The following is a 24,247-nucleotide window of genomic DNA, read 5'->3' on the forward strand; positions in this document are numbered from 1 at the left end:
CCTGCAAATAGATATATTAATCCCAAATAAAAAAAGCTGCAAAAGCGTATCCAGCGCTTTCGCAGCTCCGTTTAAGGAAAATAGATATCAAGACGATTCTTATCTCTCCGCATAATATAGTAATTTTGAAAATCCTCGCCTATCAATATATTACGATATTTCTTCGAATAGATGGTTACGATCCGTTTTCTGTTTTTGATAAAGTAAATTGTCCCCTGGTGAACGTAAATCTCATTAAAGCTGATTCCATCCCGATCAATAAGCTCCTCTTCATAATAATAATTCAAAATGACATGCCTGTGCTTATAATCACACAAAATCGTCAGGTCCCTCACTTGTTTTTCCATACCCTCAAAACATACCCCCCGCATCCGCATTGATCGATAAATTGAGGGTCCGCTTTATTTCCGAAGTATAAGAGCAGTGCTTCAGTTAGATAGTTATCGGGATTTCCTAACACAGCTGGTGTGACTATATTGACATAATATCCTTTAGCTGTCTGGCTGACTGCCGCCATCGCATCGTTGATCAGAAGCTCCAAATCACTAGTGTAATCACTATGCTCCAGTGAAATAGACCAGTTCTTTTCCATATTAGCACCTCAATTCAACCTGATTATAAATTAAATTATTGGAAAAATTTGTGAGATTAATCACTGTTCAGGGGATTTTTCGTAAATTCGGTGTCTTTTATTTCTTTTAAATGAAAGGTTCATCCTGGAGAGCAATCTTGAAGCCGCATAGGGGGATGGTATATGGGTGAATGAGCGGAATTGCGAGTTGGTAATTGACGGCTTAATAAGCCGGAAGTAGTCTTGGACTGCAGCTTCATGTGCTAACGAAGAGGAAAACAAACACATTGGGCAGTGCCATTTCCCCCAATGGAAAATCATCGGAAGGGAAGTGCATTTAGGACAGCTGACACCAGTGAGAATTTCTTCAGCTGAAACATTGAAGTGCCCGAGAATCTCGGATTGTGCAGGGTTATGTTTTTTTAACAAAGTCCGGCATAGCTTCCGTATCTCCTTAGAGTCAGTTTTTTCTTGAGGGAACTTATTTTCAATGCCATTCATTTTGGATAAAAGGTGATGAGAGTGTAAGACTCTCTTAGATATTTGCAGCGGGTCTGTCTCTGCCTTAATAATGGTAGAAGGATGGCTGATTACAACTAAAAATTCCAGTGGAATATTAGGAAATCCATTAAGTACAAGCCAGTTTCTAAACTGATTCGTCTGATGCCGCGCTTGTGAAAGGGGGTCTGGAAATCCTTCCTCTTTATCATTTTGGATGCGGATGACCTGCTGGAAATGAGGGCTGAAAATCAAGGTTCCTGTCCAATTTTTAACTTCCAATATGAGTGCAAAATTTGCAGTGAGCAGCAATGCATCGATTTGAAAAAAATGCGATCCGTTTGATAATCTCAAATCATGAAAAATCCAATACTTTTTAGGTTCAAGAAAGCTTAAGTAATAAAATAATCTTTCTTCTCCCTTAAATCCCGCGCTTCTCTTTTTATATTCTGAGATTACTTTCTCACGTGCGGGATGATGTTCGGGGATTCTTCTTAACAAAGCTTCAAGCTGGAGATTCAATTCGGGGACTTTCAGACTTTTACTAATCAAGTATAGCTCTCCTTTCTATGTTTACTTAGTTATTTTCGATATAAATGTCTATATACCTCTTTTACATGGGAGACTATTTGCAGATTCTCCAACTCTATATGCGAGTGTTAGACAATGGCTGTTTCCTTAATATTTTATTAGCAGAAAGTAGGCTGCTATATGCAAATTCCCATTTCTATTTGCAGAAAGTAGGCTGCTATATGCAAATTCCTATTTCTATTTGCAGAAAGTAGGTTGCTATTTGCAAAACCACCCTTGCTTTTTGCAGCCTCCCCACTCAATTTGCAAAGTCCACATTCATGGAAGGGACGAGGGAACAGGTTCCATGTCCCAAATGTACTTTGGGGACAGTTAACCTGTCCCCATGTCCCGCCCATGTCCCGATCAAAAAGAACAGCTGCATACGCAGCTGCCCCTAATAAGTTATTCATTATGGCCGTAGCTGATCAAGTTCGTGAAAATGCGGTAGCCCCCCGGAACCTGGCCTTGAATCTGGCGATAGAATACCAGGTTAGTATAAAGGTAGGTACCTTCTCCGTAATCGGCCATGAGAATGCCGCCATCAAATGGCTCCTCGTTTGGATCACCCATGCGCACGAAGGTTTCAAAGCGGTCATCCCATTGCATTGGATAGTATAATCCTCTTTCCTGAATCCAGTTGGCCCAGTCGTCCTCAGTAATGTTATTTGGATAGTTGAAGAGCGGCGATTCAGGCTGCAGAACGGTAACAGGTGCATTTTCATCGGTTACCCTCCACCTGATGGATGGGTTTCCAATAGTCAGCGGGTATGGCGCAGTGTCTTCCGTAACCCAGCCATCGTCCGGCTTATGGTATTGGACCACCATATGCCCGCCATTTGCGACGTATTCTTTTAAACGTTCATTATTTGCTGTTAAGTCTTCACGTGACAGGTAGGCACGGATACCGACAACGATTGTATCGTATTGGCTTAAGTCCCCTGAAGCAAGATCGGTCTCAGTAAGCTTCGTCACATCGAGTCCTGCATTGGACAAGTAATCTGCCACTTTGTCAAAGCCGCTTTCGATGTAGCCGACCTTTAAGCCTTCTGGTGCCAGCAATTCAAAGGCGACTCCATTTACCTGGGCTGGATACAGGTAATAAAATGTTCCGATATGGTCATATTGAATTTCTTGAACTGTTGAATCAAAGGTCTTTCCATTTACGGATGCCTTGGCGGATAGTTTAAAGTCACCTTCCTGAATATCCGCAGGCGGGCTGAGTGTAAAGGTAACCTCTTTTTCCTCCAATGAAGATCCGAAGTTAACTGCAGCATTTTCCGGACTGACTGACCATCCTTCGGGAACATTTAAGGATACGGAAGCTTGTGCAGCTCCTTCACGGTAATTTTTCACTTTTACATTGACAGGCACTTCTTCCTGAACGTCAGCGGTATTTATAACCAGATCTTCAGGAGAAAGGGTAAGGCCCACGTCTGGCAGAACGGCAATGGTGCCATCCAGCTCAGAGACAGTCACTGTTTTTGCACCGGCAGATTCATAGCTGACTTTTGCCTGTATGGCAGGGGTTTCGTATGCGTGATAATACGCTGCATCAGCTGGAACTTGAACCTTAAAAGTAACTTCAGCCGTTTTACCGGGTGCAAGGTCAGCTGTCTTGGACTTATTAGAAACCTTCCAGCCATTAGGAGTGATCAGTTCAACATCAGCTTTCTTCAGCTTCTGGCTGCCATTATTCGTTAACGTGACAGTAACAGCCGTTTCCTGTCCTTTTGTCAGAATATTGGACACCGCCTGCGCATTAATCTCAAGGCCGGAGGATACCAGGCTCACATTCAGCAGCTGTTCTTTTTTCACTTCAAGTTTATGAAGAAGATCAGACTTCAGCTGGGAGTCAAGCTTGGATTTCTCCGTCTTCTTTACTAAACGGTCTGCTTCTTTTAATGCTTGCTGCGTCTTGCTGAATACCTGGCTCTGGCTAGGATAGCTGGAGATAATTCCATCCAGGCTTTTTTGGAATTTTGTAAAGTGCACCTGCAATGCTTTTTCTTTCTTAGGGAGTGTTTTTGCCCATTCGTTAAAATCATATGGGATACCGGCAAAAAGCTCCTTGCTGCCGTTTGTTTCTACTGCGATATCCACTAACTCCAGATGTGTCTGTCTTGGAGCGACAGGGATGTCATTGCCCATTCCCTGGCTTTTGTGCATATAGCGCGATTGCTCGCCGATTTGCGGATAGGACATGCCGTAGATAGGATCATACATGCCTATTTCAATCGATGTATCTGCTGTATCTTTACTTTCAGCAGGCAAATAAAACTTTTTAGTCTGCCAGACGGATAATCCTTCCTTTAATTGTTCAGGAAAAACGTTAGGATCTGCGGCATCTTTGAAGGCTTCCTGGCTGAGAATGGTCATTGTGCGGTGGTGTCCGTGCTGGGTATCCGAGTCTCTGAAGGATGGCATCACAATATCTGGCTGGTAAGTACGAATAAAACGGATTAATCTTTCATAAGTAAGGTCCTTGCCCCAGTGGCTCAGGGTTTCATCCTTTGTCTTGGAAAAGCCGAAATCATAGATGGTATCAGAGGTTGTTTCACTTAAATGGTAGGCTTTAACTCCGGTGATTTTCGCTGCTTCAATCATTTCGCGGGAGCGGATAATTCCAAGGCCGTTCCCAAGCTCCTGCCCGATTTCATTCTGGCCGCCCTCGCCGCGGTTGGCGATCAGGCTTGAGGTTTTAACACCAAGTCCTCTTGATAAGTAAGCAAGAAAGTCACTGCGCTCATCGTCAGGATGTGCTCCTGTATTCAAAAAGCTGACCGTTGTGTCCAGCGGCTTCACTGCACTCCATAGGTCGGGGTCATGCTCTTCTGACTGGGCACTTCCGCTGAGAGGCAGCAGGGAGAGAATTAACGCTAAGGACAAAAAATAAACAAAGATTTTTTTCAATTTGTGTAACCCCTTTCAAAATGGTTTGACAGCGCTCTTCTTACACTCCTTTCATCATAGGTCTAAAGCAGGTTAGTTAAATAGCCTAACTAACTTCAGTCAACTACCCGCCTAATAAATTTCATAATAGGGGAAAATTACTAATATTTCAATATTCGAAAAATTAATTTTATTAAAATCATCCTTTAGTCATAGAAATGGTCTCAATTATCATAAAATTAAAAATAATGGGTTGTAAACGGTTACCAGGTAGGTTATATTGAAGTTAATTAGTAATATTTACTAACCAAATCAATTAAGGCCGTGATGTGATGAATTTTAATGGGACACCTATGCAAATGAAATCAATCAATAAAAAGAGAGTACTTCAATGGATTCAGGAAAATTCACCGACTTCAAGGGCCGAGATTGCTGCGAAGATTTCCATAAGCAAGCCGACTGTTTCTTTGCTGGTAGATGAATTGATAGGGGAAAAGTGGGTGTATGAAAAGGGGATAGGCGAATCGTCTTCACAAGGCGGAAGGAGGCCGATACATCTTTATTTCAATGAAAAAGCGGCTTATGTAATCGGAACAGATATCGGCGGCACGAAAGTAAAAACAGTCATTAGCGATCTCGGAGGAAATATTGTCCATTCCAGCAGTTTTTCAACGGGTCAATTTTTAGAATCTGGACTTTTAAAACAAATCGCCAAAGAAGTTCATTCCATGCTTGATGATTGCCATATTCCCCTGGATCAGGTGTTTGGAATGGGAGCGGGGGTTCCTGGAATCACACAGACATCCAATGGGGTCGTCTTAGAAGCACCAAGTTTGAATTGGATTCGATACCCGTTCATAGCGGAAGCGAAGAAATACTTTTCTTTCCCGATTCATGTGGACAATGATGTGAATGTTGCAGCACTTGGGGAGCAATGGCTGGGAAACGCAAAAAATAAACAGAATGTTCTGTTTATGGCGGTCGGAACTGGTGTTGGAAGCGGAATTATTATCAATAATCAGCTGTACCGGGGGTATTCAAATGCTGCTGGCGAGATGGGCTATATGGTAACGGATAAAACAGATTTGAAAAAAGACTTTAAGCCAATCTTTCACCGCTACGGTTATTTGGAAAGCGTCGCCGGCGGAAAATCAATCGGAAAAAAACTGACGGAAGTCATTCAGCAGGATCCGGACCACCCTGCCTGCTCTCAGGCAATAAAGGGAGAATTGCCGGGGGAAATGGCCTTTGCGCTTGCGAAAAAAGGCGACACATTAGCCATTAAGGTCATTGACGAAGCCATTGAACATCTGGCTTATGGAATCATTAATGCCGCGAGCTTATTGAATCCTGAAGTCATTATTTTAGGAGGTGGTGTTCTAAAATCATCTGATTACATTTTGCCTAAATTGGACAGGATCGTGAATCACTATCTTCCAAGTTCAGTAGAATTGAAGACTTCACGATTAGGTGATAATGCGGGAGTCCTGGGTGCTGTTTCACTCTTTTTGCGGGAGCATGAAAGTATTATCAAATTTTCTTAATGAGGGGGATTTTTTTCAATGAAAAATAAGAAAAGGGCATTGATATTAACCACTTTATCTATTTCGGCTGCATTAATGCTTTCAGCGTGCAGTTCAGAACAGGGATCCAGCTCAAGCTCTGAGAAAGAGCAGGGAGAGAAAGAGAATAAGCTGGAAGAAAAGGTAGTTATCTATTCACCGCATGGAAAGGATATTCTATCAAAGTTTGAACAGCAATTCGAGGAAAAATATCAGATTGATGTGGAATGGCTTGATATGGGATCACAGGAAATTCTGGACCGGATCCGCTCCGAGAAAAACAATCCCCAGGCTGATGTCTGGTGGGGAGCGCCATCTGTAAACTTCGATCAGGCAAAGGATGAAGGACTGTTAAAGCCATATGAGCCTTCCTATTCCGGAAGTCTGGCAGAAGGCTTCCATGATCCTGAGTGGCACTGGTCCGGAACAAGCCAAACACCGGAAGTCATTATGTATAACAGCAAAGAATTATCAGAAGATGAAGCGCCTAAAGACTGGGATGAGCTTCTGGATCCGAAGTGGAAGGATGAAATCATCATCCGCTATCCGCTGGCATCCGGAACGATGAGAACGATTTTTTCAGCCATGATTTATCGCGACTTTAAGGATTCCAGCGATACAGCTGCCGGCTACGAATGGCTTGAAAAATTGGATGCCAACACGAAAGAATACGCAGCAAATCCTGAAATGATGTACAACAAGGTGGCCAAAGGGGAAGGAAAGCTATCTGTCTGGGCAATGCCTGATGTTGTCATGTTAAAAGAAAATAAAAATTATCCATTTGAATTCATCATTCCGGAAAGCGGAACACCAGTCCTGACAGAAGGCATTGCTGTTGTGAATGATGCTCCGCATCCAAAGGCAGCAGAAGCATTCTATGAGTTTGTCAACACGCCTGAAGCTGCCAAAATCCTTGCAGATGAATTTTACCGCATTCCAACAAGGGATGATGTGGAAGGACTGCCTGAATGGATTACAGAAACAGAGATTAAGAGCATGGATATCGACTGGAAGGTATTCCAGGAAAACAGCGACAGCTGGATGAAGTATTGGGATGAAAACATTAAGAGCGGAGAAAAAGAAATTAAAGAATAGGAAGTGTAATAGGTATGGCGTCCATAAACATAGATAATGTCCAAAAAGCCTTTGGAAAGGTTATTGCAGTCGATCATTTAAATCTGGATATAAAGGATGGGGAATTCTTCACCTTCCTTGGACCAAGCGGGTGCGGCAAGACGACCACACTGCGGATGATTGCTGGATTCTATTATCCTACTAAAGGCGTTGTCCGTTTTGGCGATAAGGATATGACGCGTGTACCTCCTGAAAAGAGAAATACGGGCATGGTTTTCCAAAACTATGCCCTTTTTCCTCACATGACGGTGTTTGAGAATGTCGCTTTTGGATTAAGGGTTAGAAAACTTGGCTCCAAGGAGCTCAATATAAAAGTCAAGGATGTATTGCAAAAGGTGAGGCTTGAGCAATACGCCGATCGTCAGGTGAGTCAGTTAAGCGGAGGTCAGCAGCAGCGTGTCGCGCTGGCAAGGGCATTGGTGATTGAACCGGAGATTTTGCTTCTGGATGAACCACTCAGCAACCTGGATGCCAAGCTGCGCGATGAAATGAGAAGCGAAATACTGAGATTGCAGAAAGATTATAATATCACGACCATCTATGTTACCCATGACCAGGCAGAAGCTCTATCCATGAGCGATCGGATTGCGGTATTTAACTTTGGGGTCTGCCACCAGGTGGGAACACCCTCGGAAATCTATAATGAACCAGCCAATGATTTCGTAGCGGGGTTTATCGGAGAAATCAACCTGCTGCCTGTGAAAATCAGCAGGATAGAAGATGAAAACATTCTTGTACAAGTGCAGAACGGTGAAAGTGCCTGTGAGCTTTCCGTCCGAAATGCCCCATTTAATTATAATCAGGAAAACAAGGGGAACCTGGCATTATCCATTCGTCCTGAATCTATTAAAATACTGGAAAAAGAGACGGAAGGGAAAAATATCTTCAAAGGAATGGTGGAAGAAGTCCATTTCTTCGGCTCCCTCATCAATGTTGTGGTCAGGGCTGCTGGCCTTAAGCTTCAGGTGAATGCCCTGAATAGCGGATTATCCAGAAACCTGCAGGCGGGTGCAGAGATTTGGGTGGAACTGCCTGAAGAGCAGATGCGGATCATTCCTGTGGTGACTGGTGATGCATCATGATTAAAAATCGGGATACAAGGCTGACCCTGCTCCTCCTTATTCCGGTCCTGCTGATTCTCATAGCTTATGTTCTTTATCCCTCTTTACGGACCATAATAGAGAGTCTTCAAAAAGACGGAAGCATGACCTTCGGGAATTACAGTGATTTTTTTACCCAGGAATCCAAGACCAATCTGGAAGCCCTGTGGAATTCTGTATATATTTCGGTATTGAGTGTCCTGGTCAGTGCGCTGATCGGCATTCCGCTGGCATTCATTTTCAACCGGTATGATTTTCCGGGTCGAGGCTTCTTTGCATCGGCTGCCATCATGCCGATTGTCCTCCCGTCACTGGTAGGGGTAATGGCGTTCATGTTCCTGTATGGGGAAACCGGATTGATACCGAATGCCATTAAAGACTTGTTCGGACTGGATGAAGTCCCGTTCAAAATAGGCGGTATCTCAGGCATTTTGATTGTCCATGCATATACTATGTATGTGTATTTCTATATGACTGTTTCATCAGCCATTAATAAAATTGATCCATCCCTTGAAGAAGCTGCATACAACCTGGGGGCCAACCGTATTAAAGTGTTCTGGAAAGTAACCTTTCCATTATTGACACCGGCTATTGTCGCAGCATCCTTATTGGTGTTTATGATTTCGATGGCTTCCTTCAGTGCGCCGTTTCTTCTGGCAGGCGGATTCAGGGTGCTGAGCCTGCAGATTTATTTTTCGAAAATTAACGGCGATATGGAAGTAGCCGCCACGCAATCGGTTATTTTATCGGTTGTATCGATCAGCTTCCTGCTGTTTATGCGCTGGTACCAAAACCGCAAGGATTACCGGATGGCATCTAAAGGAATTGGCGCCCATCGCAGTGAAGTGAATAATCCTGTTTTGAAGTGGATACTGGTCTTTACAGGGATTGTGGGAGTCATCATTCTGCTGCTTCCGCATTTCACGATTCTCCTTCTATCGCTCGTACCGGACGGAACATGGACGTGGCAGACCTATCCATCGGTATTTAATTTTGAAAATTATCGTTTATTGTTCCAGGATCCGAACATATTCAAGCCATTGAAAAATAGCTTGCTCCTGTCGGTTATTGCTACAGCAGGGAATCTGGTCTTTGGGGTATTGGCATCCTATGTGCTCGTTAAACGGAAATTTGTCGGAAAAAGCTTTGTGGATATTTTAGTTATGATTCCATGGGCATTGCCGGCTACCGTTATCGGGATGAATTTGATTTTTGCTTTTAATGAGCCAAACATCTTCTCGTTTGGCAATATTCTCGTCGGCACATTCTGGATTTTGCCTCTGGCCTATTTTATCCGCCATATTCCATTAGTCGTCAGGTCCACCAATGCTGTATTGGAGCAATTGGATGATTCAATAGAAGAGGCCTCAAGAAGCCTTGGCGCAAAGTGGTTCTATACGTTCAGAAAAGTAATCCTTCCGATTATTATGCCAGGGGTTTTATCAGGAACATTACTGGCTTTTGTGGAGTCGGTCGGTGAATTTCCGACTTCTGTATTGCTGTATACCCTTTCGAACCGCCCTATTTCCATCGAGATTATGAATCAGCTGAGAATGTTCAATATGGGCCAGGCGGCAGCTTACGGAATGATCCAGATTACTTTAATTGCACTGGTTCTGTTCATATCAAACAAGTTTTTTGGAGTAAAGGCTGAAAAATCATTGTCTTAAAACGGAGTTGAAAAAATGAGCAAATTAGAAGAGTTTATTAAAAATGAAGGCCATGCCTTTCCTGGCAAAACATATGCAGAAGAACTGCTGATGCCCGTTTTTAATGACCAGCGGGACTATCTGTTCCATGTCATGTTCGATATTCATCGGGCACATGTGATCATGCTGGCAGAGCAGGAGATCATTCCTGAAGCGGAAGCAAAAACCATGCTCGATGGCATTAATAAAGTGGCCATGTCAGACACCGGTTCCATATTCTATCAGCCTCAATTTGAAGATCTCTTCTTTATGATGGAAGCGAAAATAGGAGAAGAGATCGGCGATGAGCTGGCCGGGAAAATCCATATTGCCCGAAGCCGGAATGATATGGGGATTGCGATGTACAGGCTGGTCCTAAGAGAACATCTGCTGCAGCTTCTGGGTAGTGCCTATCAGCTTAGTGAGGCGTTGCTGGAGCAGGCGGAAGAGCATAAAGAGACTTATATGACCGGGTATACCCATACACAGCCTGCCCAGCCGACCACTTTGGGGCATTATCTCCTGGCTGTTTATGATGTCCTCCAGAGGGATATTAAGCGGCTGTGGGCTGCCTATAAAACGGTTAACAAATCCTCGCTCGGCGCAGCGGCCCTTACGACGACCGGCTTTCCGATTTGCCGGGACCGCACCCGCGACTTATTGGGGTTTGAAGGAATTATTGAAAACTCATACGACTCGATTGCAGGAGCAGATTACCTGCTGGAGACCTCATCCGCCCTGATGACCTGCATGGTGAATACTGGCCGGTGGATTCAGGATTTCCTTCAGCATGTAACAAGAGAGTTCGGCACCTTCCAGGTAGCGGATCCTTACGTACAGGTGAGCAGCATTATGCCGCAAAAACGGAACCCGGTTTCCATTGAGCATTCCAGATCCATTGCGAGCAGTGCTTACGGTGAAGCGTATGCAGCCATGAACATGGTTCATAACACGCCATTTGGCGATATCGTCGATACAGAAGATGATCTGCAGCCACATCTGTACCGCGCTTTTACGAATGCCAATCGGGTATTAAAACTGATGTACGCCGTGATTGCCACATTAAAAGTCAATAAAGACCATGCAAAAGAAATGGCAAAGAAATCGTGCATCACGATCACCGAACTGGCTGACACCCTGGCGAGAGACTACAGCATTCCTTTCCGGAAGGCTCACTCCATTGCCAGCTATATTTCGAAGCAAACCGTGAAAGATCAGAAAGAATTGTGCGACTGGAAAGTGGCGGACGTGAATGAAGTCATTCGGGGATATGTTCCCGTTTCCCTGACAGAGGAAGAGTGGAAGAAAATCATTTCTCCTGAATACTTTGTACAGATCCGCAGCCTTCAGGGAGGACCGAATCCGGATGAGGTCTCGAGAATGATCAAGGATCGGAATGAAATCCTCACAGGGGATCTGCTCAGCTATGAAGGGACTGTGAGAGGCCTTAAGGAGAAGCGGGAGAATTTGATTAACTTTAGGTTCTGACTATTGTTGTATTTAAAAAGCGAAATTCGCCAATTGCGAGTTCGCTTTTTTTATTTCTCTACTAATATGAGTCCGACTCTTGCAAAAACCCCCTTACAGAATTCGGACTTCAATTTGTGTAATACAGGAGTATAATACGTAGTAAGCAGACAATTCGATGAATTTAGAGTCTGACTTTTGCAAACTTACTATTTTAGAATCAGGTAAAGGAGGGAGCGCTCCCGATGATTCTTGACCAGCGCTGCATGACGATTTTGACGAAAATGGTCCATGCGCCTACACATGTTTCTCCGCAGGAGCTTATGGAGGAATTACAGGTTTCCAAGCGGACCGTTTATTATGATGTTGAAAAAATTAATAGCTGGCTGAAAGACCAGGGTTTAGATGAGCTGAAGTATGTCCGTGCTGCTGGATTTTTTCTCGATGAAGAAGAAAAGAAGCAGATTAAACAGCGGCTGCATTCGTTTGATAAAGCTGCCAGTTATGAGTTTTCACGAAAAGAAAGAATGGCCTGGACTGCCATCCTCATCCTGACCCGCGAGAAAACCATTTATCTGCAGGATCTGATGGATAAGCTGGGTGTCAGCAGGAGTACGCTTCTGGCAGATATCAAGGAATTAAAAAAGCAGCTTAACCAGTTCCAGGTTCAGTTGAATTTTCATAAACCTTCGGGCTACTATATTGCCGGCGAAGAGCAGGATAAGCGGAAAATGCTGATTTACTGCCTAACACAGGTTTTAACCAATCGCGGCTGGAATGATCTATTATCCGAAGTTCAGTTAACCATCCAGGACATGCCTGGACTGTCACCTGAAATGTTTCAGCGTGCTGATCTAGAAACGATCTATGAGATTTTGGATGAAAGTGAATCCTATTCCGGCGTTCATTACACAGATGAAGTGATGGAGACGCTAAGCGCCCATTTATTTATGCTAATCAAAAGATTTAACCAGGGAAAATACATCAAGATGGATTCTGTTGAAAAGCAGGTCATTAAAGAAACAAAAGAGTACAGCGCTGCTCGGTTTATTTGCCGGAAAATTGAAAGCGGTTTCCATCTTGAGGTTCCTGACGATGAAGCCTGCTATCTTGCAACTTACCTGTTAGGGGCGAAAATAAGCGACTATGATACACATGAGCTGGAAAACCAGGACCTTGATATCCTCAAATCAATGGCAGTAAGAATGGTCGATGATTTTCAAAAGTATGCCTGCGTATTTTTTCAAAACCGGAAGGAACTTGAGCGGAATTTATTGATTCATTTAAAACCGGCTTATTTCCGAATCAAATATGGGATTGAACTGGAGAATCCATTATCCAAATCTGTACAGGATTCTTATCAGGATCTGTTTATTCTAACCAAAAAAGTGGTTCATCATTTTGAGTACGTACTTGGCAAAAAAGTATCTGATGATGAAGTGGCCTATATTGCGATGCACTTTGGCGGCTGGATTGATAAAGAAGGCGTCAGGGTGGAAGCCCGCAAAAAAGCAGCTGTGGTGTGTGCCAGCGGAATCGGTACGTCCAGAATCCTTCAGAAACAAATTGAAGATCTCATGCCGTTTGTAGATGTGGCAAATGTATACACCGTCCGTGAATATGAGAAAGCGTCCCTGGCTGATTTGGATTTTGTCATTTCGACCACGCCAGTATCCCGGAAAAAGGTACCGGTGTTTATTGTAAATCCGATTCTAAACCCGTCAGAGAAGGAATCTCTGCTTAAGCAGGTTCAGGCATCAGAAAAAAAGCCTAAATCAGAAAACATAGACGCATTGATGGACATTATCCGGAAGCATGCAGATATAAAAGACGAAAGCATGCTGATCCAGGAATTGAAAGTCTACTATCAATCAAATAAAGAAGCAAAAAGTGAGGTGGACCAAAAGCCAATGTTAAATGAAGTTCTCACCGCCGATAAAATTCAATTTGCAGATTCGGCTGCAAGCTGGCAGGAAGCACTGCAAATGGCGTCACAGCCGCTATTGGCGGATCAATCCATCAGCCAAAATTACATTGATGCCATGATTGAAAACGTGAATGAAATGGGGCCATATATCGTCATCGCACCTGGAATTGCCCTTCCTCATGCCCGCCCTGAAGCTGGCGTGAACAAGCTGGGAATGAGCTTTCTGCAATTAAAGGAAAGCTGTGCTTTTTCGGAAAAGCCGGAGCATCAGGTAAGATTATTCTTTGTGCTGGCAGCCATCGATAATGAAACCCATTTAAAAGCATTATCCCAGCTGTCCAAAATGCTGTCTGACAGCGATAACCTTGAAAAGCTGCAGAATGCTGATACTCAAGCTGACGTATTAGAAATTATTAATCAATATTCACAAGACTAAGGAGGAAATAAAAATGAAAAAAATTCTAGTTGTATGCGGAAACGGACTTGGAAGCAGCTTTATCGTAGAAATGAATGTGAAAACAGTGTTAAGCCAGCTGGGAGTGGAAGCAGATGTCTCACATACAGATTTAACAACGGCTAAATCCGAAAAAGCGGATATCTACCTGGGATCTAAAGACCTGATTTCCACTTTGGATGACGGAACAAGAACCATCATTGGTCTGACAAACATCCTTGATCAGAACGAGCTAAAAGCTGCTTTGGAATCACATTTATCATAATAGAGAGAAAAAAAGAGCAGGCGATAGACTCGCCCGCTGAAAAATAAAAAGAACAAATACAGTATAACCTGAAAACCAGTTAGATTGAAAGATAGATACAGAGGATTTAAAAAGGAGGGGTAAACATGTTTGATTTCATCATGAATGATATATTGGGCACGCCTGCCATCCTGGTTGGTTTATTCGCCTTGTTTGGCTTGCTTCTGCAGAAGAAAGGAATTGCCGATGTCATATCTGGCACGCTTAAAACGATCATGGGCTTTCTCATCCTTAATGGAGGAGCAAGCATCTTAATAGGCTCACTTGATATTTTCGGAAAAATGTTTGAAAAGGCATTTCATATTCAGGGTGTTATTCCGAACAACGAAGCCATCGTAGCGATTGCGCAGCAGACATTTGGGAAAGAAACAGCGATGATCATGCTTTTCGGGATGGTCATGAACATTTTAATTGCCCGTTTTACACCGTTTAAATATATTTTCCTTACCGGCCATCATACTTTATTCATGGCTTGCCTGATCTCAGCTGTATTTGCAACTGGGGGAGTGACAGGGCTTCCGCTGATCATTATCGGGTCTATTATTCTAGGATTATTAATGGTATTCATGCCTGCGCTTGTCCAGCCGTATGTACGCGAAATCACTGGCAATGACAGCATCGCTGTCGGCCACTTTGGATCTTTCGGCTACTTTGTTTCCGGCTTTATTGGAAAGCGTGTTGGCGATAAATCTAAATCAACTGAAGATATCAAAGTTCCAAAATCACTTGGATTCCTGCGCGATACATCTGTTGCAATGTCTCTGACAATGACGATTCTCTTCCTGGTTGTGGCGCCGATCGCCGGAAAAGGCTATGTAGAATCTGAGTTGAGCGGCGGAGTTAACTTCCTTGTATTCTCGCTCATGCAGGCCATTACGTTTGCAGCTGGTGTATATGTCGTCCTTGCCGGTGTGCGGATGCTGATTGCGGAAATCGTGCCAGCTTTTAAAGGAATCGCTGATAAAGTGGTAAAAGATGCGAAGCCTGCCCTTGATTGTCCGGCAGTGTTCCCGTTTGCTCCAAATGCAGTTATTATTGGATTCCTATTCAGCTTCGTAGCTGGTTTGCTTTCAATGTTCCTTCTTCCATTATTCGGCCTGAAAATAATTGTGCCAGGCCTGATTCCGCACTTCTTCACAGGTGCGGCGGCAGGGGTGTTTGGAAATGCGACTGGCGGCAGACGCGGAGCGATGATCGGAGCATTTGCCAATGGTCTATTAATCTCATTCCTTCCGGCCTTATTGCTGCCGGTTCTGGGGTCACTTGGATTTGAAGGAACTACTTTTGGAGACTCGGACTTTGGGGTAGTGGGGATTTTATTGAGCTTTTTGATTAAACTGTTTTCTTAATATGCTTTATCAAAAGGGATTTCACTTTCGGGTGGAATCCTTTTTTAATTTGCCGGTCGAAATCATTTGGCAAGATGCATTATTTTGCGAAAATTCAAAAATAATTCCATAACCTATTGATATATTTGGAAAATTGATTAATAATAATAAAAGACAAAGAAAGCGCTTAACTAAACTGTATTTTGATTATTATAAGTGGGCTAAAAACTATTATCTGAGACACAGATGATATCAGCTAAGATTGAACAAGGAGAGAGAATATGAAAGTAACCATATATGATGTTGCAAAAGAAGCGAATGTCTCAATTGCTACCGTTTCTAAAGTAATTAATAATACCGGAAGAATTGGAGAAAAAACAAAAAGAAAAGTACTGGAGGTCATGAAACAGCTAGATTATCAGCCCAATATGATGGCTTCTGCATTAATGGGAAAGCAGACAAAGACAATCGGCCTCCTGATTCCGGATCTTGCTAATCCATTTTTCTCAGAACTTGCACGCAGCATAGAGGATCGTGCACACGAATTTGGCTACAACCTTGTTATTTGCAGTACTGATTACCAAACAGAAAAGGAAAACAAATATCTTGCTCTTTTAAAAAGAAAAAGTGTGGATGGCTTCATTTTAGCATCTGGATTTGAAGATTTAAATAAAGTGGAAGAATTGGTAAAAGAAGATGTTCCTGTAGCGATAGTAGCACGTGATCTTCCAATGTTCTCAATAAATACCGTTGCATTAGATGATTTCATGGGCGGTTACTTGGCTGCTTCCCATTTAATAGAACTTGGCCATCAAAACATAGGTGTTATTGCCAGGGATGTCTGGAGCAACAGGGAGAGGCTGCGGGGATTCAAGCAGGCATTAGAAGAGAGCAGCTTAGAGTTTACCCGGGAATTTGAATATATCAATGGGATTAGTCATGTTGAACCTGGAAAAATCATGACAACTAAATATCTTAAAGGCAAGAACCCGCCAACAGCTATTTTTGCATGCAACGATTTATTGGCAATCGGAGCAATCCAGGCTGTTAAAGAAGAGGGGATGGGTGTGCCCGAGGATATTTCAGTTGTGGGTTTCGATAATACTCTTATTGCTACAATTGTAGAGCCTCCATTAACTACGGTTGCCCAGCCAATTCAGCATATGGGAAGAGAAGTGCTGGATTTGATCATTTCGATGATTAAAGGAGAAAAAAAAGAAAAAATGCGTTTGACATTACTGCCTTCTCTGGTGACCCGAAATTCCACAGCAAAAAATAGGAATAAAGATTTGAAAGAAGAATTAGAAAATTTATAAAAGTTATTGATTTTTTATAATATTATGAATAAAATAATATCAACACCGATTTGATAAAGCGCTTAACTAAATGTGTGAAAACCCTCTTATGTTTAGGGAGGGGGAATTAAAAGCAATTGGTCCAGATTTCCAGAGGGATTTAAAAGGCCTTTAAAACAAGTATTGAATTTTAAAAGGCCTTCCATTTTGTAAAACTTATTACAAAAAAGTAAGCGCTTTAACAAATGGCTTCTAACTAATGAATAAATGGAAGCTTTTCCACTTGATTTTATTTTTATAGAAAAAGGTAAGCGCTTACTGTACTGAAGGAGGATAATGCAATGAAAGCACTTCTAAAAACAGAGCCTGGGGTTGGGAATATTGACCTTTTAGACATTGATGAACCTGCTGTGGGTCCAAATGAAGTGAAAATCGAAGTGAAGTATACAGGAATTTGCGGCACGGATTTACATATTTACCATGAGACATTTAAAAGTTATCCGCCTGTCATTATAGGCCATGAGTTCTCCGGGATGGTAGCTGATACAGGAGAAAATATTTCAAAGGTGAAAGCGGGAGATCGGGTAGCAGTGCTTGGGTCAACTGCCATTACATGCGGCACGTGTCATTACTGCGAAACAGGATATTACATGTTTTGTTCAGAACGCAGGGGAATGGGGCATGGAGTAAATGGCAGTTTTACACAATATGCTGTGGTTCGTGAAGATATGGTTTATAAGATTCCTGAAAGTGTCAGCCTTGAAGAGGCTGCCTTATCCGAACCTCTCGCTTGTGCGGTTCAGGCCATTGAAGAGCTGACAAATATTCAAGTTGGCGATACCGTTTTATTATCCGGGCCAGGTCCTATTGGTCTCATCTGTTTGTCCTTGCTGGCTGTAAAAGGCTGTAAAGTCATTGTGGCAGGAACATCTGCAGATAAAATGAGGCTGGAAATCGCCAAAAAACTCGGAGCAGATGTTGTCGTTGATGTAACAGTTGATAACTTGCAAACCATTGTGATGAGTGAAACGAATGGTATGGGTGCGGATGTAACGGTAGAATGTGCAGGTGCTGCCCCATCAATCAATAGCTGCCTTCAAGCTTTAAAAAAACGGGGCAAGCATATTCAAGTTGGCATAGCAGGCAAAGAAATCACAATGGATTTTGATATCATTTTGTACAAACAAATACAGCTATTTGGTTCTCTTGCACATTCCATGAAAACGTGGAATCGAGTCATGCAGATATTAGAACAAAAGAAAGTAAACCTTCAGCCAATCATTACCCATAAGCTTCCGCTGACACAATGGAAGGAAGCGTTTGATCTATGTGAACAAAAGCAATGCGGAAAGGTGCTTTTAAGCCATTCCTCATAAACTTCATTTAAATGCAACTTATATATTCCGAAAGGAGGAAGCCAGATGTCAAAGACAAAATTGGCAGCTAGTAAGAAAGAAAGTGTTCTTATTCCGGAGACAATGAAGTCTGCCTATTTGCAAAGACCTTTGGAAGTTAGGGTTGAAGAAGAAAGAGTCCCTAATGTTACTGGTAAAGAAGTACTGGTCAAGGTAATGGCCGTTGGGGTATGCGGTTCAGATATTCATTATTTTGCTCATGGGCGCATTGGCAAAAGATATGTTCAGTATCCGCATGTACAGGGACACGAGTGTGCAGGAATCGTTGTGTCTATAGGTGAAAAAGTAACAAAATTTAAGGTTGGAGATCGTGTAGCTGTGGAACCGGGTGTTGCTTGCATGAACTGTGAATGGTGTAAAGAGGGAAGGTATAACCTATGTCCCGACGTGCAATTTTTATCTACACCGCCGGTAAAAGGAGCTTTCGTTCAATATTTAAGACACCGGGAGGATTTTCTATTTCCAATTCCCGATTCTTTATCTTACGAAAATGCAACTCTTGCAGAGCCATTATCTGTATCGATCCATGCCGTAAAACGCGGAGGCTTAACTCCGGGTTCCACCGTAGCCATTACAGGCATGGGACCTGTTGGTTTGATGACCGTGATAGCGGCAAAAGCATTTGGTGCAAAGGAGATCATTGTCAGTGATATCGAGCCATTAAGACTGGAAACAGCCAGAAAATTTGGCGCTACAAAGATAGTTAACGCAGCAAATGAAGATCTGAATGCTGCCATTGAAGAGATAACCTCAGGCTTAGGCGTTGATATGATAATAGAAACCTCTGGAAACGCTAAAGTATTGCAATCATCAATTGAATCCGTGAAAAGAGGCGGCTCCGTTGTTGTTATCGGATTTCCGGCAATTGAAGAAGTGCCTCTCAACATCACATTAATGCTTCAAAAAGAAATAGATCTTTTTTCTGTCTATCGTTATACGAATACCTACCCTTTAGCCATCAGCCTGCTAGATACAATCGGCAGCAAGATAGAACCCATCATCACAGATAGATATCCGCTGGAAGATATCCAGGAAGCAATGAACCAAGCTCATATAAATCGAAGCGGCAGTTTAAAAGTCATGGTATATCCCAATCATTTACAAGATTAATAGAAAAATAGGATTTTAGAATTTGGAGTTATTTTTGAGGAGTTTATCTTCAAAAGGCTCTAAAAATAAAAAGGGGGATTTAAAATGAAAAAAGCATTGAAAGCGGCTTCACTGGCAACGATCTTATCTTTGGCTTTAGCAGGGTGCGGAGGGGGATCATCAGAAAAGAAAACTGCTAGTGCAGATGCAGCAGAAGGAAAGCAAACTGTACTGGAATTAAGTATTCCTGAGCCTGAGGGAGCAAAATTTGATGTAGCAGCAAAAGCCTTTAAAGAGGAGCTGGAAAATTTAACGGATGATCAAATGACAGTAAAAATTCATTATAATAATTCACTTGGCGGAGAAAGAGAAGTATTTGAATTAATGGGAATGGGTTCTCTTGATATGGCTATTCAATCTGCAGGTCCCATGGGAAATTGGGTTCCGGAATTTAATATGTTCGATCTTCCATTTCTATTTGATAATCGAGAGCATGCACATGCAGTATTAGATGGGGAAATTGGAGATGAGCTGGGTCAAAAATTTGAAGAGCAGACAAATGTTAAGGTTCTTGGCTGGGTGGAAAATGGTTTTGTGGCAACATCTTCAAATAAAGCCATTAACAGTGTGGAAGATGTAAAAGGGCTGAAGGTGCGTGTTCAGGAAAATGAGCTGCAAATTGATGCATGGAAGGCTTATGGTGCAGATGCAACACCAATGGCATGGACGGAAGTGTTTACTGGATTACAGCAAGGAGTTATTGATGGTCATTCCAACTCATTGGCAACCATCCAAACATCCAAGATTTTTGAGGTGCAAAGTCATGTTGCGCTTTTGGAAGACAGATATGCACCTGGCCCAATTTCTATAAGCAAAGTGACTTTTGAAAGTCTTACTCCGGATCAGCAGGATGCAGTTTTAAAAGCTGCTGAACATGCAGAGCCAATTGGAAGACAGGCAAATGAAGATAAAATAAACGAAGCAGCCAAATTCCTTAAAGATCAGGGATTGGAACTGACAGAGCCGGATAAAGAATCCTTTAAAGCGAAAACCGATGCAGTCTATGAAAAGTGGGCACCAAAAATCGGGGAAGAGATCATTGAAAAAGTAAAAAATCTGGATTATTAGGCTGCTGAGAGGGCAATGATGAATTGAATTATTTGTTGCCCTCTTCATTTAAGGAGTTGATTAGATGAAGAGCATAACCGGAATCTATATTCGAACCATAGATAGAATGAACAAGTTTTTTGGATATGCATTGGCTTTTATTATGGCGTTTATGACCATCATTATCTTTTGGCAAGTTGTCGCGCGTTATGTAGTGGGCTCTTCTTTAGCCTGGTCAGAGGAGCTATCTCGATTCTTAATGATACTAATGATCATGATTGGTTCCTCCCTTGCCCTTCGGGAAAACCAATTAATTTCGGTTGAAATTGTGCCGGAAGTCATGCGGGGAAGAGCCAAGAAATGGCTAACAGTCTTAGTCCATCTCATTTCAATTGTTTTTTATATAGTAATCATCGCGTTTGGATGGAAGGTAGCACAAAGCTTTGGCAATCAGATTGCTCCTGGAACAGGGATATCTATGTTCTTTATCTACCTTTCTTTACCCCTGGGAGGCGTACTGCTTCTATTGAACTCTATAACGTGTATTTTGGAACAGTTCATAGAAAGAAAGGAGTGAAACGATGCTGCCTGTTTTTTTTATTTCTCTATTCATATTTATCTTTCTGAGTGTACCGATTGCTTTTTCATTGGGACTATCTACCGTATTAGGGGTTTGGATGCATGATACCCTGCCATTGGAGATTGTTCCGCAGAGAATATTTGTCTCTATGAACTCGTTCCCGTTAATGGCCATTCCTTTTTTTATTCTTGCTGGGAATTTGATGGGTGCTGGAAGCATGTCCAAGAGACTGGTTAATTTTGCAAGCTCACTGGTTGGCCATTTTACTGGCGGATTAGCCATGGTGGCAATTGTTACATCCATGTTTTTTGCAGCTATTTCAGGATCAGGTGCCGCAACAACAGCAGCCATTGGTTCTATTCTCATCCCGGCTATGGTCGCAAAAGGCTACAAAATTGAATATGCAGCTGCTAACCAGGCAGTAGCAGGAGCCCTGGGAATTATCATTCCGCCAAGTATTGCCATGATTTTATACGGAGTTGCGGCAGAAGTTTCTATAGGAGATCTTTTTATTGCAGGAATACTGCCGGGTTTATTAATCACTTTTTCGCTTCTGATCAGTGCCTATATAATTGCTAACCGCCATGGATATGTTGGCGAAGAGAAAAAAAGTTTTCCCGATGTAATTGTGGCGTTTAAAAAATCTTTCCTTGCACTCTTAATGCCTATTATCGTCCTGGGCGGAATTTATTCAGGAGTATTTACTCCAACGGAAGCATCAGTGGTTGCAGTTGTTTATTCCTTTATAGTAGGATTCCTAATTTATCGGGACATTACTTTGCTGCAGCTGGCCGATACTTTGAAAAAATCAGCAATCAGCAGCTCGATCATCATGATTGTAATTGGAACAGCAGGCCTTTTTGGGTTTTTTATCGAGATGAATGGTGTTCCAGGAATGATATACAGCTCAATATCAGGTGTTGTTACAAATAAATATATTTTCCTTATTATTGTTAACATCATTTTGTTTATAGCAGGCATGTTCTTAGAAGGAGGAGCTGCAATCCTTATTTTTGTCCCTCTATTATTGGGAACTGCAGTTAATTTGGGGATAGATCCTGTTCACTTTGGTGTGATCATGGTTTGTAATTTAGCAATTGGATTAGTAACGCCGCCTGTTGGAATTGATCTGTTTGTTGTGTCCCAGCTTACAAAACTCTCAATTGTGAGAATCGCAAAAGCGGTAATACCATTAATTATTATATTAATCATTGATGTGCTGGTAATTTCATTTTTCCCGCCGCTATCTACCTGGCTTCCTTCACTTTTGAAATAGAAAATAGGCTGTAAGGAGTCCGCTTAATAGTCCTGACATAAAGCTCGGACGTTAGGTTTTAATAGCAAGATAAGTCATCTTATCTTGTTCATTTTTCACCATTTGGTAAAGCGCTTAACTAAATTGATAGAACAAAACCTGAAGGAGGATATAAATGAGTACCCCATTAAACGAAGAAAAATTAAGGTATTTAATTGAGAAGTCATCTAAAGCAAGACAATTAATTATTCAGACAGTGCATCATGCAGGAGCAGGGCATATAGGAGGGCCAATGTCTGCTTCAGATGTCCTTGTAAATTTGTATTTTAATGAAATGAATGTAAATCCAGATAACCCTACAGATGAACAGAGAGATCGATTTGTACTATCAAAGGGGCATTCTGCGATTGGGCTCTATACAGTTTTAGCACTTAGAGGATATTTTCCGACAGAGGAATTGCAAACCTTTGATTCATTAAATTCACGCTTGCAGGCTCATCCGGATATGAATACCCTTCCAGGTCTGGACATGTCAACAGGCTCGCTTGGCCAGGGGATTTCTGCAGCCGTCGGAATGGCCCTGGGTGCAAAACTTCAGAATAAAGAATTCCGCACATACTGCATGATTGGTGATGGTGAATCACAGGAAGGCCAGGTTTGGGAAGCTGCAGATATTGCCTCTAAATATAAATTGGATAATCTGGTCGTTATTCTCGACTTTAATAAGCTTCAGCAGTTTGGCTGGCAAGGTGATGGAGAATCGAGAGAAACCCCAATCAATGAGCCCAAAAAGCGCTGGGAAGCATTCGGCTGGCATGTCATTGAGATAGATGGCCATAACCACCAGGAAATTAGTGAAGCTTTTCGCCTAGCCAGAGAGGTAACAGGCCAGCCTGTTATGATTATCGCCAACACGGTGAAAGGCAAGGGTGTTTCGTTTATGGAAGGAGATTATTTATGGCATTCAAGAATTCCGACAGATGAAGAGTTAAGCAGCGCATCAAAAGAACTGGAAATGGGGGTTCAAAAATGAAAAGCTTACTTTCTAAAGATCAAGTTTCAATGAGGGACGTTTTTGGAGAAACACTGCTTAAATTATCTCTGGAGTCCGATAAGGTTTATGCGATTGATGGAGATCTGGCTAACTCAACCAAAATAGATGCTGTTGCAAAAGGGAATCCTTCTAGATTTCTGCAAATGGGCATCGCTGAACAAAATATGATGAGTGTAGCTGCTGGACTGGCTGCAACTGGCTTGCAGCCCTGGGCTGCTACCTTTGCTGCATTTCTGTCTAAACGTGCCATTGATCAAATTCAAGTGCAAATTGCTCAGCCAAAATTAGATGTGAAAATGATTGGAGCCTATAGCGGTTTGCTGACAGGGGTAACGGGAAAAACGCATCAATCGCTTGAAGATATCGCAATTTTCAGATCGCTTGCCAATATGGTTGTTCTCGCACCTGCAGACAGTATAGAAGTGGAAAAAATGATGGAGTTTGCACATAAATACGAAGGGCCGTTATATATGCGACTTGCCCGTGACCCGTATCCAATCATTTTTAATGAAGATTACCACTTTGAATTCGGTAAAGCGGTGCATTTAAAAGAAGGAACGGATATTACCATCATATCTACAGGAACACAAACCAGCAGGTCTTTAGCTGCGGCAGAACAATTAGAAGCTGATGGAATCTCTGCGGCAGTGATTCATCTGCCGACCATTAAGCCGCTTGATAAAGAAGCAATTGTTAAAGCTGCAGAAAATACAGGAGTTATTGTTACAGCAGAGGAGCATAGCATTTATGGCGGTCTTGGAAGTGCAGTGGCAGAGGTTTTAGTAGAAGAGAAACCAGTTCCTATGCTTCGTGTAGGTGTGAAAGATCTAAATTCAGAGTCAGCTAAAAATGATGATCTGCTGGAGAAGTACGAAATTTCATCCGGCCATATTGTCAAAAGAGTCAAAGAGGCATTGACGAAGAAAAATTCTTTAATTTAACCATAGGATGGGAGAG

The 24,247-nt window shown here is 42.3% G+C and carries 20 protein-coding genes; 16 read left to right on the plus strand and 4 right to left on the minus strand.

Going from position 1 to position 24,247, the window contains the following annotated elements; genetic code table 11:
- Positions 1 to 71 precede the first annotated feature (71 nt).
- The 4 genes from QUF73_19385 to QUF73_19400 form a co-directional block, all read right to left on the minus strand.
- A complete protein-coding gene (locus tag QUF73_19385) occupies positions 72 to 347 on the minus strand; it encodes a hypothetical protein (GenBank protein ID MDM5228292.1) in 276 nt (91 codons plus the stop codon).
- Entirely contained in the window at positions 332 to 592 is a 261-nt protein-coding gene (locus QUF73_19390; GenBank protein ID MDM5228293.1) for a CGCGG family rSAM-modified RiPP protein, read from the minus strand. The genes QUF73_19385 and QUF73_19390 overlap by 16 nt, the downstream gene beginning before the upstream one ends.
- Before the next feature lie 60 nt (positions 593 to 652).
- Positions 653 to 1,621, minus strand: a complete 969-nt coding sequence (locus tag QUF73_19395) for a nuclease-related domain-containing protein (protein MDM5228294.1) — start codon at positions 1,619 to 1,621, stop codon at positions 653 to 655.
- Between the two features lie 423 nt (positions 1,622 to 2,044).
- Complete coding sequence (locus tag QUF73_19400; GenBank protein MDM5228295.1) at positions 2,045 to 4,552, minus strand: NEW3 domain-containing protein; 2,508 nt, start codon at positions 4,550 to 4,552, stop codon at positions 2,045 to 2,047.
- Between the two features lie 311 nt (positions 4,553 to 4,863).
- Here QUF73_19400 and QUF73_19405 point away from each other — a divergent pair, with 311 nt between their 5' ends.
- The 16 genes from QUF73_19405 to QUF73_19480 all read left to right on the plus strand — a co-directional run bounded on the left by QUF73_19405 (position 4,864) and on the right by QUF73_19480 (position 24,231).
- Complete coding sequence (locus QUF73_19405; GenBank protein MDM5228296.1) at positions 4,864 to 6,075, plus strand: ROK family transcriptional regulator; 1,212 nt, start codon at positions 4,864 to 4,866, stop codon at positions 6,073 to 6,075.
- Between the two features lie 18 nt (positions 6,076 to 6,093).
- Positions 6,094 to 7,188, plus strand: coding sequence for an extracellular solute-binding protein (locus tag QUF73_19410; protein MDM5228297.1), 1,095 nt, complete (start codon positions 6,094 to 6,096; stop codon positions 7,186 to 7,188).
- 14 nt (positions 7,189 to 7,202) lie between these two features.
- Positions 7,203 to 8,309: an ABC transporter ATP-binding protein gene (locus QUF73_19415; protein MDM5228298.1), complete on the plus strand. Its 1,107-nt coding sequence runs from the start codon at positions 7,203 to 7,205 to the stop codon at positions 8,307 to 8,309.
- Positions 8,306 to 9,997 carry an iron ABC transporter permease gene (locus tag QUF73_19420; GenBank protein MDM5228299.1) on the plus strand — a complete coding sequence of 564 codons (1,692 nt, stop codon included), beginning with the start codon at positions 8,306 to 8,308 and terminating at the stop codon, positions 9,995 to 9,997. The genes QUF73_19415 and QUF73_19420 overlap by 4 nt, the downstream gene beginning before the upstream one ends.
- A gap of 15 nt (positions 9,998 to 10,012) precedes the next feature.
- Positions 10,013 to 11,503, plus strand: coding sequence for an argininosuccinate lyase (argH, locus tag QUF73_19425; protein ID MDM5228300.1), 1,491 nt, complete (start codon positions 10,013 to 10,015; stop codon positions 11,501 to 11,503).
- A 224-nt stretch (positions 11,504 to 11,727) separates the two neighbouring features.
- Positions 11,728 to 13,845, plus strand: coding sequence for a BglG family transcription antiterminator (locus tag QUF73_19430; protein ID MDM5228301.1), 2,118 nt, complete (start codon positions 11,728 to 11,730; stop codon positions 13,843 to 13,845).
- 13 nt (positions 13,846 to 13,858) lie between these two features.
- On the plus strand, positions 13,859 to 14,128 hold the full coding sequence (locus QUF73_19435) for a PTS sugar transporter subunit IIB (GenBank protein MDM5228302.1): 270 nt from the start codon (positions 13,859 to 13,861) through the stop codon (positions 14,126 to 14,128).
- Positions 14,129 to 14,253: 125 nt separating this feature from the next.
- Positions 14,254 to 15,516, plus strand: coding sequence for a PTS ascorbate transporter subunit IIC (locus QUF73_19440; GenBank protein MDM5228303.1), 1,263 nt, complete (start codon positions 14,254 to 14,256; stop codon positions 15,514 to 15,516).
- A 260-nt stretch (positions 15,517 to 15,776) separates the two neighbouring features.
- Positions 15,777 to 16,811, plus strand: a complete 1,035-nt coding sequence (locus QUF73_19445) for a LacI family DNA-binding transcriptional regulator (protein ID MDM5228304.1) — start codon at positions 15,777 to 15,779, stop codon at positions 16,809 to 16,811.
- A gap of 320 nt (positions 16,812 to 17,131) precedes the next feature.
- Positions 17,132 to 18,166 carry an alcohol dehydrogenase catalytic domain-containing protein gene (locus QUF73_19450; GenBank protein MDM5228305.1) on the plus strand — a complete coding sequence of 345 codons (1,035 nt, stop codon included), beginning with the start codon at positions 17,132 to 17,134 and terminating at the stop codon, positions 18,164 to 18,166.
- Positions 18,167 to 18,211: 45 nt separating this feature from the next.
- Positions 18,212 to 19,315 carry an NAD(P)-dependent alcohol dehydrogenase gene (locus QUF73_19455; protein ID MDM5228306.1) on the plus strand — a complete coding sequence of 368 codons (1,104 nt, stop codon included), beginning with the start codon at positions 18,212 to 18,214 and terminating at the stop codon, positions 19,313 to 19,315.
- An 84-nt stretch (positions 19,316 to 19,399) separates the two neighbouring features.
- Positions 19,400 to 20,422 (plus strand): TRAP transporter substrate-binding protein, encoded by a 1,023-nt coding sequence (locus QUF73_19460; GenBank protein MDM5228307.1) that lies wholly within the window; start codon positions 19,400 to 19,402, stop codon positions 20,420 to 20,422.
- 64 nt (positions 20,423 to 20,486) lie between these two features.
- Positions 20,487 to 20,978 carry a TRAP transporter small permease gene (locus QUF73_19465; protein MDM5228308.1) on the plus strand — a complete coding sequence of 164 codons (492 nt, stop codon included), beginning with the start codon at positions 20,487 to 20,489 and terminating at the stop codon, positions 20,976 to 20,978.
- Between the two features lie 4 nt (positions 20,979 to 20,982).
- Positions 20,983 to 22,257, plus strand: a complete 1,275-nt coding sequence (locus tag QUF73_19470; GenBank protein ID MDM5228309.1) for a TRAP transporter large permease — start codon at positions 20,983 to 20,985, stop codon at positions 22,255 to 22,257.
- Between the two features lie 154 nt (positions 22,258 to 22,411).
- On the plus strand, positions 22,412 to 23,269 hold the full coding sequence (locus QUF73_19475; protein MDM5228310.1) for a transketolase: 858 nt from the start codon (positions 22,412 to 22,414) through the stop codon (positions 23,267 to 23,269).
- Complete coding sequence (locus tag QUF73_19480; protein ID MDM5228311.1) at positions 23,266 to 24,231, plus strand: transketolase family protein; 966 nt, start codon at positions 23,266 to 23,268, stop codon at positions 24,229 to 24,231. Before QUF73_19475 ends, QUF73_19480 begins: the two co-directional genes overlap by 4 nt.
- The last annotated feature ends 16 nt before the right edge of the window (positions 24,232 to 24,247 follow it).

This window comes from Cytobacillus sp. NJ13 (genome assembly GCA_030348385.1).
In the GTDB taxonomy this organism is placed as follows: domain Bacteria; phylum Bacillota; class Bacilli; order Bacillales; family Cytobacillaceae; genus Cytobacillus.